Source organism: Pedobacter jeongneungensis (genome assembly GCF_039538295.1).
Classification (GTDB): Bacteria; Bacteroidota; Bacteroidia; order Sphingobacteriales; family Sphingobacteriaceae; genus Pedobacter; species Pedobacter jeongneungensis.
In genome coordinates this window covers 1-16825 of sequence record NZ_BAABBY010000009.1, presented here as the reverse complement: position 1 = coordinate 16825, position 16825 = coordinate 1, and the positions used below count along the sequence as shown (strand labels likewise).

The following is a 16825-nucleotide window of genomic DNA, read 5'->3' as shown; positions in this document are numbered from 1 at the left end:
TTAAGTGAAATTTAATCTTATTTCTATGAAAACGAGCATCTATAATAAGGAAGAACATACCGAAGGTTATGTAGGGCAGGGTAACCAGCAGGAAGAAAAATCGGATATACAAAAAGCTTACGAAGCCGGTAATGATGTAAACGAGGTAACTGCTTACGGAAAAGAACCAAGTGAATTGATTAAAGGAAACCCAGCTGCAAAAGATGGCTTTGATAATTCGGGTACACAAGGTAAAGATTCACTTAGTGATGATACATACAACAGTGCGGACAAGCATCCTACTGTAAAAAGTGCAGAAAGCCATACCGGAAGTTCATCTGATGATTTTAAAAGCAAATCGGGCCTTAATGAAACAGATGAAGACCATGCGTTAAATACAGGAATATAATTTTTATGGGATTATTAAAATATGCCATTTTAGGCGCAGCAGCAGTTTACGGATTTAAATATGCTACTAAGAAAAGAACTACAGATGGAAAATCGTTAGTTGATGATTTTAAAGAAAAAGCTCCTGAATATGTTGATCAAGTTAAAAACTATGGAGAACGGATCAGGCAGGATTATTCGCAGACTAGTGAATTATACTGACAGCTTGAGACAAACCAGAAAGACATTAACAATTGACATATATCAATAAATATATGGTGATTGCTTTTGTAAATTGGTTATAAATCGTTGAAATTTGCGCCGCTGTAGGATTCGCGACAAAGATTAACTAAAATCAGAGACTAAACGATTTGAGGGCAATTGCCCCTTGATTAACGCATTTCAGTTGTGGAATCCTAATTAATTTCCATCTGCCGGAAAAATGCATCAATATTATTAGGGGATTATTCTATATGAATATTCCCTTTTAAATCATTCATTTACTGATCTTTCCCACTGATGCCTTTATCTGCATCTTTATTTCTGTTCCCAATATCCTCATTCTGACTTAAATTAGAATTTTTAAGCTCTTTATTAACATCATGAGCAGCACCATCAGTTTTCGCTAAATGCGTTTCGTTTGGCTCATTCTTCCGCCTAAAATCAGTACGTTTATGCCCGTAGGTAGCCTCTCCATTGTCCCAGTCTATTTCCTCATCACGATCAATACCCAGTTGTGGATCTATTTCCTTTTTCTTATTCTCATCATTCATTTCCATAGTCGCATTATTTTCAGGTAATTCTATTCTTAACAACAACTGAAAAGATGAAAATGTTTAAGAGATAAGCGATTACTATTTAACCCCTTTACTCTGGTCTATTTTGGTATCGCTATCGAGGTCATCCTTGCTTGATCCATTCTCTTCACGGTGCTTAGGTGGTTTTTCCATTCTGCTTTCTTCCAGTTCAGAGAAATCGCTACCTTTCTGATTGGCTACCTCTCCGTGTGAAGATGGTTTCTTTTTCTGTTCTTCTTCCGGGCTGGCAAAATCCTGTCCCTCTACAGGCAGTTCTTCGTGTTGATTTTCGTCTTTATTCATAACAATTAAACCGAACTCACCCGCTTTTGTTTGAAAATGGCCGGGCATAAAAAAAGGCCGCAATTTTCATCGCGACCTTTTTTGTTTTTTTTAAAAATCAATTAAACTTTGATTTCAACTTCAACACCGCTAGGTAATTCAAGTTTCATTAAAGCATCAACTGTTTTAGAGTTAGAGCTATAAATATCCAATAAACGTTTGTAAGCGCACAATTGGAACTGCTCTCTGGCTTTTTTGTTTACGTGTGGAGAACGTAATACAGTAAAGATTTTTTTCTCTGTTGGAAGTGGAATCGGACCACTAACCACTGCACCCGTAGGTTTAACAGTTTTTACGATTTTCTCAGCAGATTTATCTACCAAGTTGTAATCGTAAGATTTTAATTTAATTCTGATTCTTTGGCTCATCTTATTTTTAATTATGGCTTCCTGTTAGAGCTATTAACAACAGAAACCGGATTTATCATTTTTAGTAGCAAGTATTTTTGTATCGAGAATCAAGACTTAATGCAGGTCTTGATACTTAATACTTTTATCTTGATACTAGTTAGTCTTCAGATTTTACTCTTCCTTTAGACTTAGCAATTACTTCGTCTTGTACGTTTTTAGGCGCTGGCTCGTAGTGATCAAATTCCATTGTAGAAGTTGCACGACCTGAAGTGATGGTACGTAACTGAGTTACATAACCGAACATTTCTGAAAGTGGAACCAATGCTTTGATTACCTGAGAACCATTACGGGTATCCATACCTTGTAACTGGCCACGACGACGGTTCATATCACCGATAACATCACCCATGTTTTCTTCAGGGGTTAAGATTTCGATTTTCATGATTGGCTCCATCAATGATGGTCTACATTTAGGTAAAGCCTCACGATATGCCATACGGGCAGCAAGCTCGAATGATAAAGCATCTGAATCGACTGCGTGGAATGAACCATCAATCAAACGTACTTTCATATCAGGAAGCGGATAACCAGCTAATACACCGTTCGCCATTGCAGAAGCAAATCCTTTCTCAACTGAAGGGATAAATTCACGAGGAATTGAACCACCTACAATTTCGTTTACGAACTGTAAACCGCCTTTTTCGAAGTCTGCATCAATTGGAGAGATTACCACTTTAATATCAGCAAATTTACCACGACCACCTGATTGTTTTTTGTAAACTTCACGGTGTTCTGCTGTACCGAAAATAGCTTCTTTGTAAGCTACCTGTGGTGCACCCTGGTTAACTTCTACTTTAAACTCACGTTTTAAACGGTCGATTAAGATATCTAAGTGAAGCTCACCCATACCAGAGATAACTGTCTGACCAGTTTCCTGATCTGTCTGAACCCTGAACGTAGGATCTTCTTCAGCCAGTTTAGATAAGCCCATACCTAATTTATCAACGTCAGCCTGAGTTTTAGGCTCAATAGCTAAACCGATAACCGGCTCAGGGAATACCATCGATTCAAGAACGATAGGGTTTTTCTCATCACATAGTGTATCACCAGTTTTGATATCTTTAAATCCAACTACCGCAGCAATATCACCAGCAGCCACATTAGGAACCGGGTTTTGCTTGTTTGCGTGCATCTGGAAGATACGCGAAATACGCTCTTTACTTTCTGAACGGGTATTGTAAACGTAAGAACCGGCTTCTAAGTTACCTGAGTAAACGCGGATAAAGCATAAACGGCCTACGAATGGGTCAGTTGCAATTTTAAATGCTAAAGCTGCAAATGGCTCTTCAATGCTTGGTTTTAATAAAACTTCAGCACCTGTATCAGGATTAGTACCAACAACACCTTCAGAATCTAAAGGCGAAGGCAATAATTCCATCACGTAATCCAACATGGTTTGAACACCTTTGTTTTTGAAAGATGAACCACAAACCATAGGAACGATTTTAGCATCTAACACAGCTGCACGTAAAGCGTCTAAAACTTCACGCTCAGTGATGGTATCTGGTGCTTCGAAGAATTTCTCCATCAAAGACTCATCATAATCAGCAACTGATTCTAATAATTTTTCTCTCCACTCAGCAACCTCATCAATCATATCATCAGGAATTGGCACTTCAGTAAACGTCATACCTTTATCATGCTCGTTCCAAACGATACCACGGTTGTTGATCAAATCAACCACACCTTTAAACTGATCTTCAGAACCGATAGGTAATTGCAAAGGAACTGCATTACTACCCAACATATCTTTAACCTGTTTAACAACTTTTAAGAAATCTGCACCTGAACGGTCCATTTTGTTAACGAAACCGATACGGGCAACGTTATAGTTGTTTGCTAAACGCCAGTTGGTTTCTGATTGAGGCTCAACACCATCAACAGCAGAGAACAAGAACACCAAACCATCCAATACACGTAACGAGCGGTTTACCTCTACGGTAAAATCCACGTGTCCCGGTGTATCGATAATGTTCATGTGATAGTTCTGGTTTCTGTATTTCCAGTTAACCGTAGTTGCTGCAGAAGTAATGGTAATACCACGCTCTTGCTCTTGTGCCATCCAGTCCATTGTTGCAGCACCTTCGTGCACTTCACCAATTTTATGACTTACACCAGCATAATAAAGAATACGCTCGGTTGTTGTGGTTTTACCCGCATCAATGTGAGCCGCGATTCCAATATTTCTTGTAAATTTTAAATCTCTTGCCATTGTATTTAATTAGAGAATGATTGAATTAGAGAATGAGCGAATGGTTAAAAAAACATTCATTCATTCAAAATCCAATCATTCAAACATTTTTATTATTAGAATCTGAAGTGAGAGAACGCTTTGTTAGCCTCAGCCATTTTGTGCGTATCTTCTTTCTTTTTAACAGCAGCGCCTTCACCTTTAGCGGCAGCTACGATTTCACCAGCTAATTTCTCTTTCATCGTTTTTTCACCACGACGACGAGCATATAAAATTAACCATTTCATACCTAAAGCTGTTTTACGCTCTGGTCTAACCTCAGTTGGAACCTGGAAGTTAGCACCACCAACACGACGAGATTTAACCTCTACAGCTGGCATAATGTTAGTTAATGCACGTTTAAATACCTCTAAACCGTTTTCACCTGCTTTTTTCTCAGCAATTTCAACAGCATCGTAAAAGATTGAATAAGCGATAGATTTTTTTCCATCGTACATCATGTTATTTACAAAACGGGTTACCTGAACATCATTGAATTTTGGATCAGGAAGAATAATTCTCTTTTTTGGTTTTGACTTTCTCATTTCTTATTTCCTCCCGATTATTTCTTTTTACCTTTAGTTGGCGCCGCAGCTACTTGACCTGGTTTAGGACGTTTAGTACCGTATTTAGAACGACGTTGGTTACGACCAGCTACACCTGATGTATCTAATGCACCACGGATAATGTGGTAACGTACACCTGGTAAATCTTTAACACGACCACCACGGATCAATACGATAGAGTGCTCCTGTAAGTTGTGACCTTCTCCAGGAATGTATGCATTCACCTCTTTACCGTTCGTTAAACGAACACGGGCTACTTTACGCATTGCTGAGTTTGGTTTTTTAGGGGTAGTGGTGTACACACGTGTACATACACCTCTTCGCTGTGGACAGCTGTCCAACGCTGGAGACTTACTCTTGAACTCCAGTGCTACTCTACCTTTTCTAACTAATTGTTGAATGGTTGGCATTGTGCTTTTTTATGTTTTTTATTTAAAAAATTTACCGCTCCCCCGGCATCTTCACAGATAGCCCATAAAACGGACTGCAAAAGTAGAACAATTCTTTTTAAAAATCAAGGGGTTAGCGTAAAAAGTTTGGAGGCAGGAGTTTTTAGTTTCGAGTTGGGAATTAAGAGGTTATAAATGAGTTGGCAACTGATAGTTTTCAGCTGGCAGCTTTTAATTTGCCGGGAGTACGAAATAAATTCGTCACCTCTACTGGAAAGCAGCGGAGAGATCTACCTCGAGATAGATTTACTACGCTGAGCACTTACGTGGTTCTTGATTACGCTGCGCTCCGCTTGAAATAACGGTAACTTTTAAAGGGTTACATATTTAGAATCACTTTAACTACATTCTTTAAATTAGTATGCACTGATGAGGCTCTCTGCAGGGATATGAAGTACTTCATGAAGTTTACGTATCATGGCGAGGCTTAATTTGCGTTTGCCGCTCAATATTTCAGATTGACGGCTCCGTGCTCCCAGAATTTTAGAAAGTTCGCTTGGGCTTTTGCCCAATTGCTCTAACCTGAACTTAATAGCTTCAACCGGTGATGGGGGTAAAATCGGGTAATGAGTTTCCTCGTAATGCTCTATTAATAAGGTAAGTAAATCAAGTTCGTCGGCAAGCTTCGTATTTAACTCAATATCTTTCTGCATCAGCGAATAGGCTTTTTCTAAAGCCAATTCATATTCCTCTTCGGTTTTAATTACTTTTAACATATTTAACCTCCTCAACTTTAATTTTATCATATTCTGCATGTGTACCAACCCATACAATAAAAACGATCTTCAATTTAAACTCAACGTCTATTATTAACCTGTAATGATTACCTTTAATATTAAAAACAAATCGCTTTCCTGTGATCACATCAGCAGTGGCATAAAATTGAACGATATCTCCAGGTTTATCCCAGTTTTGTTCCAACACTTCACCATACCAAGCTGATAACCCTGCCTTTGCAGCAGCATGTTTTTGATAGAAATTAACGAGTGTCTTTTTTGCGATAATGCGCATAACTAAATCAATATAGCAAATATATTACCAAAATGGTAACAAAACAAATTAATTACCTCAATTACAATCCTTAAAACTATCTTTAAGCACTTTTAGTTTAGCTACCGCCGCTTCTAGTTCTTTCGGTGCTTTACCGTACTCGTAGGTAATTTTATATTGTTTGCCATCGGCATTGATTGAAATCCATTCGGCCCCGCCATCGGCACAATCAGGGCACCCGATTACTTCTGGCAGGTTCGAAATCTTATTGATGTTGAGTTCGCTTTTAATGGCATCTATATCTGCTTCCGAAATTGTTTTACTACAGGTTTTGGTATCGGCTGGCTGGGCATTTTTCGATTTGGAAAAGGTAAGTTTTAAGTCGCTGATCACTAAACTGCTGGAGCAATAGCCCACACACATGCCAAAAGATGAACCGTAGGTAATGTTGTTCAGGTTTTTGATGCTGCCTTTTTTACAGCCCGAAAAAGATAATGTTAATATAATGGTGAAAATAAATAGTAGCGTTTTCTTCATAGATAACAGGATAAAATACCACTCAAAGATATTGTTTATCAGTTAATAAACTATACAAAAGAGGCTTTAAACAAGGAAAGCGATCTTAAATAAGATCGCTTTCTTTGAATTTACCATAATTTTAAAGTTTTACATATCCTTCAAAATTAGCGAGGCAAGGGTAACTGGCACCTTCGAGCAAAGTAATTTTGACATAACGGATTGGAGCTGTTGGCGAAACGGCAAATTTTTGCTCATTAACCGTGGTCGGATTAAAATTCCGGTTATCGCCCAATTGGGTAAAAGTTGTACCATCTACACTTCCCGAAATAGAAAATTTGCTAAAACCCTGTTTCGGGTCGGTATGGGCGTTAAGGCCGATGTAAGAAAGTAAACTCGCCTTTTTCATATCAACAATAATCCAATGCGGGTATGGATGTAACACATCGTAATCGACCTGCCAAAACGAGGGAACTTGTGAATCATCAGGTATCGGGCTTTTGGTAGATATAGGATCTACAATCATTGAGGCCAGGTTCAATTCATCGCCCGGAAAATTTACTTCGCTCGAAGCTGTTGCCGTCCACCCTGTTTTGCTCAATGCAATATCGGTAAGCGGTTTTCTTTCCTGCAAACCTGTTACGCTAAATTCTGCTAAAAAAGTAATATTACCCTTTTGCGTTGCAGCTTTTTCTAAAGCGGTTAACTTAAGGTAACGCACATTCCTTGCCGGCGATAAGGTAAATGCCTGTTCGGTATAAGTGGCAGGATTAAACGCAAGCTCGCCAATAGCGGTAAAACTGGTTCCATCATTACTGCCCTCCAGTCTGAATTTGGTAAAACCTTTCGGGTCGCCCTGTTTCGTAGTTAAACCGATTTTTGTTACTATGGTCTGTTTTTTCATATCGATTAATAACCAATGTGGAAATGCAGCTGTAGCATTCGAACTCCAAAAGGTATCCGTATTACCATCTAAAACAGTTGCCGGAAGGTTAGCTGTTTCCTGACTGGAGGCTGTAGCACTCCAGCCTGTACGGTCTAACACAACCTCTTCTAAATTGGAAGTCAGCTCGGCACTCTTCTCCTTTTTACAACTTATTGCCAAACCTGCAAAAAGAAGGTAAATGACATATATTTTTATATTTTTCATCTCTTTAATTTTGATTTCAATGGTGATAAAGCCATGATTGTTACCATAAATGCACTAAGGATTTTGCGTTAGGTTTTTGTTATTGTCTATCTCGTATTGCGGAACATAAAAAATAACACGGGCATCAGTTGGCAAAATGGTTTGCGTAATGTTGGTATTGGGAGTGTTATTTAAGGCATGGGTACCCGGATAGTTTCTTGTCATCGGTCTGTTGTTCCTGAACAAATCGTAAGCGCGCTGTCCTTCAAAAGCAAATTCGAGTCTGCGTTCTTCCAAAACTACATCCAAAGCTGTTTTATTTTCTGCAGCAATGCCTGCAAGCGTTAAAACCGGGATTCCTGCTCTCGTTCTGATCAGGTTTACATCATCAAGTGCCAGTTGCGCATTGCCCAGTTTGGCATTGGCTTCAGCTTTGTTTAAATACATTTCGGCCAAACGCAGGTAAACCGGCGAACTTAAATTTGCAATTCCTTCCTGCAAATTATATTTGGTTACATAATACATCGGCACATTTGGCGCAATCTTGGTATTTACCTGCAACACACCGTTAATTTTGTAAGGAGCAATAAAACTGTGCCTTAAATCTGCAGGATTTTTATCCAGCTCTGCCACATATTGCTGAGAAGCATAAATTTCGCCGTAACCGGTATTACCCTGGGCTCCCGGGGTAGATAAAGCACCTGGCGTACCGCTATAATACATGGAGCCGATGGCGCCAAAATCCTGATCTTCTGTTTTGGTATAACGGATGGCAAAAATAGTTTCCGAATTGGCTTCAGGTGTTTTAGTAAAATAACTGGCATAATCGGCTCCCTGAAGTAATTTATAACGACCGGAAGCAATTACCAGATCAGCATATTTTATCGCATTAGCATTATCGCCCATATTTAAATAAATACGTGACAGCAAAGCATAGGCAACTTCTTTAGAAGCAAAAATGTCTGCTTTTGCTACAGTCATTAAATCGGCTGCTTTTAATAAATCGGCAATGGCAGCAGCATATACTTCTTTAACTGTATTTCTTGCCGGAGTGCCCGCGGGTACACCCTCCTTTAAAATGGGAACACCGGGGTTTTCGCCGTTACCCTGTGTATATGGTCTTCCAAAAACGCGAACCAGGTTAAACTCCATCATTCCTTTCAGGTAAAGATTTTCACCTTTAAGCTGCTTTAAATCCGCACTCGAATTATCCGGAATAGCTGCTATAATCTTATTTGCAGCAACTATAACGTAATAAGCCTGTTTCCAAAAGTTAGCGCCGTGTGTTCCTGTAGGAATGTGGGTATAACGGTAGCACCTTGAAAGATCATCAGAAGATGGTTGTCCCTGGGCCACATTATCCCCCTGAAATTCTGTTAAAAAATGAGCACTGCGCACATAGGTCGCATTCCGCAATACCGCATAAGTACCAATTGTTGCAGTCTCGATATCACCAGGATTTGTCAATGCAGATTCGTCATCTATGGCTGTTGATGGTTTTACTTCCTTTTTACATCTACTTACACTAAAAATCAGTGCAAGTGCAACTATATATATTTTAATTTGATTCGCTTTCATTTTTTCCTCTCCTATAAACTAATGTTTACACCAAACAATATTTTTTTGCTGATCGGGTATCTAAAACTAGAACTACCCGGAATAACATTGGGATCATTATCATCTGGTGCAAGTACAACCTCAGGATCTATACCCGAAAACTTGGTCCCTGTCCATAAATTATCTCCGCTAACAAAAATTCTGGCACTACTTATTTTAATTTTACTTAACCAGCTGGCTGGAATCTGATAACCGAGCGTAATGTTGCGCAAGCGGATATAACTTCCATCTTCCAGGTAACGCGATGATTGCTGATTGGAATCGTGGTTACCACCTAACACCGGTTTTGGGTGTGTAGCAATATCTCCAACTTTTTCCCATCTGCTCCATCCCGATTTTAATACCATGGCATTATAGCTTTCGTACAAGCCATCGTTATCAAAATAAGCACGGCTATTGTTGTACACCTCGTTACCGTAAACAAAATTGAAAAATGCACTCAGTGAAACACCTTTATAGCTAAAGGTATTGGTAAAACCACCGGTAAATTTTGGCGAGGCCGATGTACCTGTATATTGGCGGGTTGCCTGTGAGTAGGTGTTGGTTACCGCAATATGGTTTACCCCGTCTGCATCAGTAATCACTTTTTCCCATAGCGGATCGCCATTATTCGGATCTACACCTGCCCATATCGGCATTTTGTAATCGTAAATATCGTGCCCTACGGCTTTAGGTTGCGAACCACCCGGTGTAATGGCATCTTTTCCCTCTGTTAAGCCTAAAATTGTATTGCGGTTAAAGGCCATATTTAAATTGGTTTCCCATTTAAATTCTCCGGTAAAATTTTTAGTGGTTAAATTGAACTCCAGACCTCTGTTTTTTAAAGCTCCAACGTTTTGAAAAATATAACCGTAACCATCGGTTGATGGCAATGGAACTTTAAACAATAAAGCATTTGAGCGTTTATCATATAAATCAACTGTTAAATCTATCCTGTTCCAAAAACCGATATCAAAACCAATGTTAGCCGTTTTTTGCTTTTCCCAGGTTAAATCAGGATTGCCTTTCTGATCAGGCCTTGCCCCTGGCAAACCACCATAACTGGCCGATGCATCGATGGCATATAATCCTAATGAAGGATAATCGCCAATTTCGGCATTACCTGTTGTACCATAACTGGCTCTTAACTTTAAGAAACTAATTGGTTTAACGTCTTTCAAAAATGTTTCATTACTTAAAATCCATGATGCTCCTAACTGATAAAAGTCGCCCCCACTTTTATTCAAACCAAAACGTGATGAGTTTTCGTGTACAAAAGATGCTATTGCAAAATATTTACCTGCATAGTTATAATCAACCTGGCTTAAATATTTACTAAAATTATACTCGTTGGTTCCACCCGATGGATTGCTGATAATATCGGTTGCAGTAGACATTACCGGCCGGCCGGCCGGAAGGTTTTTCCCGTTTGAGTAAGCGTCATCATAGTACGATTTTTCAGCTTCGCCAACTGCCAGTACGGTTAAATGGTTTTCGCCAAAGCTGTTTTCATATTTCAGTCTGTTAGAGCTTAACAACCTGTTTTTGTAGGTGGTAGAATTGTAAAGCGAGCCATTGGTTGCTCCGCCCTCTTTGGTTCTTTTATCGTAATAATCTACAGCAAACGTGTTGTAAAAAGTGGTTCTGTTATAACTGGAGAAAGTTAAGTTTTTTACAATGTTATAATCTAAATTCACATCAGCACTTAAATTCAGGCTTCTTTGGTAAGAAAGATTGTACTGCGTAGAATGAAGAAAGTTTTCTACATCACGGCCTTTCCAAGTTGGTGTAATCCGCGGATCAACCGGCGTACCATCGGCATTGTAAGCAGGGTCGAAAGGAAGGTTTAAATATCCATCGCCCAAAGAATTACTGTTGGCGTAATTATTTCTTGTAAAAACTCCATTTAGCAATAAACTTAATTTTAGTTTTTTAGTTAACTGGCTATTCAGGTTTGCACGCAGGTTATATGCATTTTTGTCATTATTAACCACTGTTCCCTGCTCCCTGTAAAAATTACCCGCAACATAATACCGTGTTTTTTCGGTACCTCCTGAAGCAGATACAGTATAGTTTTGGGTCATACCGTTCCGCGTTGCCAGATCCCACCAGTTGGTATCATTTTTTAAAACTGATGGATCTGGATTGGAAAATGTTTTTTGATAATCATACAATTGCTGACTGTTCATCAATTTAAAATTACCGGTTGAAGGAGAGTTAAAACCTACCGTTGAACTGAATTCTATTTTAGCTTCGCCTGCTTTACCTGTTTTGGTGGTAACGATAATTACCCCGCTCCCTGCACGCGACCCATACAAACCAGTTGCAGCAGCATCTTTTAAAATGGTAATCGATTCTACATCATTCGGGCTATAGGTAGCACCTTCGGTACCGTAAGCGCCGAGAATATTTCCATCAACCACCAACAAAGGTGCTGTACCACCATTGATACTACCAATACCTCTTATTGTCATTTTAGGTGCAGAAGTTGGATCGCCAGAGCCAGAAGAAACCACTACGCCAGGGGCTTTACCCTGGATCATGGAAATTACATCGTTAGATGCTACACCTTTTAACTTTTCGGCAGAAATTATTGAAACGGAACTCGACAATTCGCCCTGCTTTTTTGATGAGTAACCCACTACAACCACATCGCTCAGGTTGTTATTTTCTTCTTCGAGGCTAATGTTGATTGTAGTTTTGCCCTGCACAGGAATTTCCTGTGTTTTATAACCTACAGATTTAATGATCAAAATGCCATCGGCAGGCACAGTGATTGCAAAATTACCAGCTCCATCGGTAGAAGTGCCTATAGCCGGATTGGATTTTAATGTAATAGTTGCCCCGGGAACCGGACCAGATTTATCGGTTATTTTTCCTTTAATGGTAATATCGGCAAAATGGTTTGGGGCCATTGCCCTGGGATTAAGGGTTGTGTAGTGGTTTACATCGGCAAAAGCTTTACTTTCGTTAAGCCATAATAAGCCAACTGCACCAAAAATCAGTAAAGATTTGATCTTCATGTTAATGTTGTTTTAAGTTAGTTGATAGGATGTGGCGAGATAATTCAGATTTCTTCTTTTTAAATCATAGGCTAACTATCTTTTTTATGCATAAGAATTTTAGGATGTTTGTTGCTCGCTCGTTGAAAAAAGAAGGGCGTATTGAAGCGGGTTAACCTTCATATTTTCTCTTTCCAAACCTAATTTAGGCGATTTAAAACGCACAAAAACTTCAAACACCACGCAAACGTTTGATTATAAATAAAGAAATAGGGCGATTTTATAGCTCTTACCGGGTGGCAATAGAAACTTGATACAGGAACATCCTTTTAATATTATTGAAACTGTTTTTTCGAATCAATAATTCAGGAAATCTGTATAAGAAAACAGATGAATACCATTTGCTAAAAAAACTAACAAACGTTTGCGTTAAGATTTTTTACCTAAAAGAAATAAAAATACCCCTAAAATCAACTTTGAAGAATAAAAAGAAGGGGAAATGAATTAGTGCCCGGGATTAGCAATAAGTATTTGTGGATGTTGGTTTATTTTTGAAATAATATTTGAAAAAACCTTGTCCCTACTTTCAGCCGGACTTTCGATATGGGTTTTGATAATGAGATCTGCATGTATTGCAGGCTCGAACCTGGCACTAACGCCTGTAAAATTTTTAATCAGGTTTAAGCCGGCATTTTTGTATAAACCTTTCACATCTCTTTTTTGGCAGATGGCCAGCGGACAATCTAAAAAAACTTCAAAGTACTGTTCTCCGATAATTTCGGCAGCCAATGCCCGGTGTTCTACCAATGGCGTAATAAAAGAACAAATGGTAATGATATTACTTTTTAACATCACTTTGGCAATTTCTGCGGCCCGCCTGATGTTTTCTGCCCGATCTGATTCGCTAAAACCCAGGTCTTTATTAATGCCCGTACGAAGTACATCGCCATCTAATGTCACTGTAAAATAACCTTCACCTTCCAGCTTTTCTTTTAACAAGGTAGAAATGGTTGTTTTCCCAGAACCCGACAGGCCAAAAAGCCAGATTACGATTCCGTTTTGACTGAGGCCATCAAAGCCTTTTTTAGATTCGGTTTGGAGAGACATTGCATTAACCGGGATTATTTAGCGAAATAAAAAATTAAATATACAAGGCTAAATTTATAATTAGCACCTAATATATTCAAAAATAGAAAAAGCCCTTAAATTATTTTCTGATTGAAATGTTAAGGGCTTTTCCAGTTTACGATTTGCAGTTCACCGTTAATTAACCGTACTACGCGGATTACTTCTTTCGTTATTTGCCCCTACTTTGGTTAATTTGTAATTTAAAGAAAGGTAGAAGTAACGGGTAATGTTGTTGTAACGCACATCTTCTATCCGGCTGCTGTTTACAATCCTATCGATGCTGGTATTCTGGTTTAAAATATCAAAACCTTTTAAGCTCAGGGTTACCCTTCTTTTCATCAAATATTTATTGATCCCGGCATTAAGCAAAAAATAATTGTTGTTAAATCCATCGGCACGGCCTGCAGAACCAATGTGGTTTACATCAGCCTCTACCCTTAAATCTTTTATAAATTCGTAACTGAGGTTCAGGGTGTTTTCCAAACTGAAATATTTGTTGTTGATAGCCGACTCAGCCTTGTTGTTTACCTTTGTATAACCCACATAAGCAAAAATGCCGGCATTAAATTTATCATCTATATCGTAACTCCAGTTAATATTCGGACCGATTTCGAACCTGTTGGTTATGTTTTTAGCACCGCTGATTAAGTTTGTTCTGTGTTCCGTAAAAAAATTCGCACCATAATTCATTCTTAAACCTTTAAGTTTCGATGGCATTCCGAAATAGGTTCCGGCACGCAGGTAATAGTTGCCATTTACGTTAATGGGTTTAACCGTTTGGATACCATTATTATAGGTAATATCATTCCCGGTATCGTCAAAAGCCAGGTTATAGAGGAAATATCCATTCCAATAATGGTTATTATCCGGACTGAAAGTATTGAAGTTTACCGATAAACGGTGATTTTTTCTTGCTTCAAGATCAGGGTTACCAATTCTTTGATATAGCGGATTGGTATTGTTCTGTACGGGTTGGAGATCCGTAACCGAAGGTAAATTAACACTCGCCCGGTAATTAATGGCAATGGTTTGGTTGGCCTTATTCTTAAAATTAACCGTTAAACGCGGCAATAAATTATAATACGATTTTTCGATATTGCCAATATTTGCGCCAACATTATTAAATACATTGGCATTTAACAAACTCTCCTGTGCATTTAACCCGAAGTTATAAGTCCAGTCTTTTCCGGTGTAAATAAAACCCAAACCAGCAACTTGCTGGGTATTACGGTTATCAAAAGTATTGGTTAAGGAGGGCACAATGGTTTCGTAACGATCGGTAGTGGGGTTATAATCAAAAGTGATCTGCTGCGCATCAACAATGCTACGCGTATAACCATAAGCCAGGTTGGCGCTCCATTTTTGATTTAACTGCCTGGCATAATTTCCGTTTATGGTATAGGTTTTTGAAGCATTTTCCTGATTGGCCTGTTGGTTGATATTAGTAACGGTAGTGCCGCCATTAATATATTGATTAAGCAGCGATTGATTTAACCAGTCAGAATTAAAGGTATTTTGTGTACCATTTAAACGAAGCGAAAATGAACCTTTTTTATTGGACAATCGCCTCAGCACGGTAAACTCACCAAATAACGATGGAGTGAAATTATGCTGGTTATAATACTGGGTTCCATCATTTGCTTTACCCGTAGCATCAAAATTAGCATTAAAAGTACGGTTGTTAATGTTGGTGGTACTATTCAAAATTACATTCGGGCGGAAAACCATATCTGTTAACGAATCGGGATGATATTCTGCCTTAAAATTGAAACGGTGTGCCTGGTTATCGCTGTTGCGGTCGGTATTATCCAAAGTACGCAAGATATCACCCGAGCTTAAATCCTGGATATTGGATAATTTATTGCCCAAACCGGAAGAGAAATAAGTAAAATAACTGCCGCTAATGGCTAGTTTATTGTTTTTGCCCCAGGAGTTGCTGTAATTTACCCCACCACTATGCGTAGTGTACAAACCAATGGCATTGTTATCAAAAACACCGCTGCCGCCAATGGTGGTTTTACCATTATTGCTATTAATCGAGAAACTTCCGCCTGCCGGTGGAGCAAAAATATTACCGATATTGCCCCCGCTGAAACTGCTCAGGTCATCGTAACCAAAACTGGCATCGTTCGTATTGTTGCTCATGCCCAAAACGGCAAATTGCAGGTTCTTATTAAAATGGTTAGCACTTAAATAACTTCCATATTTATCGGTTGTTCCACCGGCAAGGTTAGCATTACCAAACCAGCCTTTTTTCTTGTCTTCTTTAATGGTGAGGTTCAATACTTTTTCGCGCTGGCCATCATCAATTCCTGTGGCTTTCGCTTCCTGCGTTTTGCTGTCAATCAATTGTACTTTTGCAATGGCATCGGCAGGCAGGTTTTTGGTTGCGGTTTTTGGGTCGGTACCAAAAAAGTCTTTACCATCAACAGTTAAGCGGGTAACCTTTTGTCCCTGCACCAAAATACTCCCGTCTTTATCAACCGTTACACCCGGGAGTTTCTTTAAGAGATCTTCTACCGCAGCATTTGGTCTGGTTTTATAGGCATTGGCATTAAATTCCAGCGTATCTTTTTTTACCGTTGCTGTGGCATAACGACCACTTACCGCAACATCTTTTAAAGAGATGGCGTCTTCTTCCAATTTTAAAGTGCCAAGGTTGATCGCCTTTCCGCTCACACTGATGTTTTTGGTGATGGAGTTATATCCCATTGCCGAAATTCTGATTTTATAATCGCCATTGGTCACTGTACTAAAAGAAAATTCCCCGGCTTTATTGGTTACCACCCCTACTTTTTTGGTTGAATCGGCTTTATTCGATAAAATAATTCCTACATATTCAATAGGCTGATCTGTTTTTCTATCAATAATTTTTCCATTTATATTACCCGCCTGTTGTGCGAAGACTTTCGTAGATAATACGCACAGCAATATCCATAAATAGGTTTTCATACTTAAAATTGTCTTTTTTGTTGGTTTGTTTGATTAACCTTTTTTTAAGGTTTCAACTATAAGACACCAAAAAGTGGAAAGTGTGACAAAAAAATATACTTTTTTTCAGAAGTTTAGAAGCCGGAGAAACCTGGAACTTAAAAATTCTACCAAGCTTTGTTGCAAAAGAATTAGCTAGCGAAAAACTATCTGAACATACTCAGCAGATTTCTCCACTTCGCTCGAAATGATTGTTATGATAAAAACAAATTTTAAGCGGCAATATTAAAGTTATTTTTATAGCTCTCCTGGTTTTTAATAACAGCAGCAATTCTTAGCGCTATTTTGTTTCTAACGGCATTAATTACGCTCA

16 protein-coding genes are annotated in these 16825 nt (G+C 38.8%); 2 read left to right on the top strand and 14 right to left on the bottom strand.

Annotation, left to right across the window (positions count from 1 at the left end):
- The first annotated feature begins 25 nt into the window (after window positions 1–25).
- Together ABD769_RS17725 and ABD769_RS17720 are read left to right on the top strand one after the other, a co-directional pair.
- Window positions 26–388, top strand: coding sequence for a hypothetical protein (locus ABD769_RS17725; protein ID WP_344852721.1), 363 nt, complete (start codon window positions 26–28; stop codon window positions 386–388).
- 5 nt (window positions 389–393) lie between these two features.
- The gene (locus tag ABD769_RS17720) at window positions 394–588 is read left to right on the top strand and encodes a YtxH domain-containing protein (RefSeq protein WP_344852720.1); all 195 of its coding nucleotides are present in this window, start codon (window positions 394–396) and stop codon (window positions 586–588) included.
- Window positions 589–866: 278 nt separating this feature from the next.
- On the opposite strand, the gene ABD769_RS17715 is transcribed toward ABD769_RS17720, so the two are convergent.
- The 14 genes from ABD769_RS17715 to ABD769_RS17650 all read right to left on the bottom strand — a co-directional run bounded on the left by ABD769_RS17715 (window position 867) and on the right by ABD769_RS17650 (window position 16473).
- A complete protein-coding gene (locus tag ABD769_RS17715; RefSeq protein ID WP_344852719.1) occupies window positions 867–1145 on the bottom strand; it encodes a hypothetical protein in 279 nt (92 codons plus the stop codon).
- 75 nt (window positions 1146–1220) lie between these two features.
- Window positions 1221–1466 (bottom strand): hypothetical protein, encoded by a 246-nt coding sequence (locus ABD769_RS17710; RefSeq protein WP_344852718.1) that lies wholly within the window; start codon window positions 1464–1466, stop codon window positions 1221–1223.
- 101 nt (window positions 1467–1567) lie between these two features.
- Entirely contained in the window at window positions 1568–1873 is a 306-nt protein-coding gene (gene rpsJ, locus ABD769_RS17705) for a 30S ribosomal protein S10 (protein ID WP_008244591.1), read from the bottom strand.
- A 139-nt stretch (window positions 1874–2012) separates the two neighbouring features.
- A complete protein-coding gene (gene fusA, locus ABD769_RS17700; protein WP_344852717.1) occupies window positions 2013–4127 on the bottom strand; it encodes an elongation factor G in 2115 nt (704 codons plus the stop codon).
- 95 nt (window positions 4128–4222) lie between these two features.
- Window positions 4223–4690 carry a 30S ribosomal protein S7 gene (gene rpsG, locus ABD769_RS17695; protein ID WP_025145241.1) on the bottom strand — a complete coding sequence of 156 codons (468 nt, stop codon included), beginning with the start codon at window positions 4688–4690 and terminating at the stop codon, window positions 4223–4225.
- A gap of 17 nt (window positions 4691–4707) precedes the next feature.
- Entirely contained in the window at window positions 4708–5121 is a 414-nt protein-coding gene (rpsL, locus tag ABD769_RS17690; RefSeq protein ID WP_008244597.1) for a 30S ribosomal protein S12, read from the bottom strand.
- 395 nt (window positions 5122–5516) lie between these two features.
- The gene (locus ABD769_RS17685) at window positions 5517–5876 is read right to left on the bottom strand and encodes a helix-turn-helix domain-containing protein (protein ID WP_344852716.1); all 360 of its coding nucleotides are present in this window, start codon (window positions 5874–5876) and stop codon (window positions 5517–5519) included.
- The gene (locus ABD769_RS17680) at window positions 5860–6171 is read right to left on the bottom strand and encodes a type II toxin-antitoxin system HigB family toxin (protein ID WP_344852715.1); all 312 of its coding nucleotides are present in this window, start codon (window positions 6169–6171) and stop codon (window positions 5860–5862) included. Before ABD769_RS17680 ends, ABD769_RS17685 begins: the two co-directional genes overlap by 17 nt.
- 57 nt (window positions 6172–6228) lie before the next feature.
- Window positions 6229–6687: a hypothetical protein gene (locus ABD769_RS17675; protein WP_344852714.1), complete on the bottom strand. Its 459-nt coding sequence runs from the start codon at window positions 6685–6687 to the stop codon at window positions 6229–6231.
- Between the two features lie 121 nt (window positions 6688–6808).
- Window positions 6809–7816, bottom strand: coding sequence for a discoidin domain-containing protein (locus tag ABD769_RS17670; RefSeq protein WP_344852713.1), 1008 nt, complete (start codon window positions 7814–7816; stop codon window positions 6809–6811).
- 54 nt (window positions 7817–7870) lie between these two features.
- The gene (locus ABD769_RS17665; RefSeq protein WP_344852712.1) at window positions 7871–9373 is read right to left on the bottom strand and encodes a RagB/SusD family nutrient uptake outer membrane protein; all 1503 of its coding nucleotides are present in this window, start codon (window positions 9371–9373) and stop codon (window positions 7871–7873) included.
- A gap of 11 nt (window positions 9374–9384) precedes the next feature.
- Window positions 9385–12414 (bottom strand): SusC/RagA family TonB-linked outer membrane protein, encoded by a 3030-nt coding sequence (locus ABD769_RS17660; protein WP_344852711.1) that lies wholly within the window; start codon window positions 12412–12414, stop codon window positions 9385–9387.
- A 483-nt stretch (window positions 12415–12897) separates the two neighbouring features.
- Entirely contained in the window at window positions 12898–13500 is a 603-nt protein-coding gene (gene cysC, locus ABD769_RS17655; protein WP_344852710.1) for an adenylyl-sulfate kinase, read from the bottom strand.
- Window positions 13501–13656: 156 nt separating this feature from the next.
- On the bottom strand, window positions 13657–16473 hold the full coding sequence (locus ABD769_RS17650; protein WP_344852709.1) for a TonB-dependent receptor: 2817 nt from the start codon (window positions 16471–16473) through the stop codon (window positions 13657–13659).
- Window positions 16474–16825 lie beyond the last annotated feature (352 nt).

Coding starts and splice junctions, on each gene's coding strand:
- ABD769_RS17675 (WP_344852714.1), bottom strand. CDS start 6,687: ATGAAGAAAACGCTACTATTTATTTTCACCATTATATTAACATTATCT.
- rpsL (WP_008244597.1), bottom strand. CDS start 5,121: ATGCCAACCATTCAACAATTAGTTAGAAAAGGTAGAGTAGCACTGGAG.
- rpsG (WP_025145241.1), bottom strand. CDS start 4,690: ATGAGAAAGTCAAAACCAAAAAAGAGAATTATTCTTCCTGATCCAAAA.
- ABD769_RS17720 (WP_344852720.1), top strand. CDS start 394: ATGGGATTATTAAAATATGCCATTTTAGGCGCAGCAGCAGTTTACGGA.
- rpsJ (WP_008244591.1), bottom strand. CDS start 1,873: ATGAGCCAAAGAATCAGAATTAAATTAAAATCTTACGATTACAACTTG.
- ABD769_RS17665 (WP_344852712.1), bottom strand. CDS start 9,373: ATGAAAGCGAATCAAATTAAAATATATATAGTTGCACTTGCACTGATT.
- ABD769_RS17685 (WP_344852716.1), bottom strand. CDS start 5,876: ATGTTAAAAGTAATTAAAACCGAAGAGGAATATGAATTGGCTTTAGAA.
- ABD769_RS17670 (WP_344852713.1), bottom strand. CDS start 7,816: ATGAAAAATATAAAAATATATGTCATTTACCTTCTTTTTGCAGGTTTG.
- ABD769_RS17710 (WP_344852718.1), bottom strand. CDS start 1,466: ATGAATAAAGACGAAAATCAACACGAAGAACTGCCTGTAGAGGGACAG.
- ABD769_RS17650 (WP_344852709.1), bottom strand. CDS start 16,473: ATGAAAACCTATTTATGGATATTGCTGTGCGTATTATCTACGAAAGTC.
- ABD769_RS17715 (WP_344852719.1), bottom strand. CDS start 1,145: ATGGAAATGAATGATGAGAATAAGAAAAAGGAAATAGATCCACAACTG.
- ABD769_RS17680 (WP_344852715.1), bottom strand. CDS start 6,171: ATGCGCATTATCGCAAAAAAGACACTCGTTAATTTCTATCAAAAACAT.
- ABD769_RS17660 (WP_344852711.1), bottom strand. CDS start 12,414: ATGAAGATCAAATCTTTACTGATTTTTGGTGCAGTTGGCTTATTATGG.
- fusA (WP_344852717.1), bottom strand. CDS start 4,127: ATGGCAAGAGATTTAAAATTTACAAGAAATATTGGAATCGCGGCTCAC.
- ABD769_RS17725 (WP_344852721.1), top strand. CDS start 26: ATGAAAACGAGCATCTATAATAAGGAAGAACATACCGAAGGTTATGTA.
- cysC (WP_344852710.1), bottom strand. CDS start 13,500: ATGTCTCTCCAAACCGAATCTAAAAAAGGCTTTGATGGCCTCAGTCAA.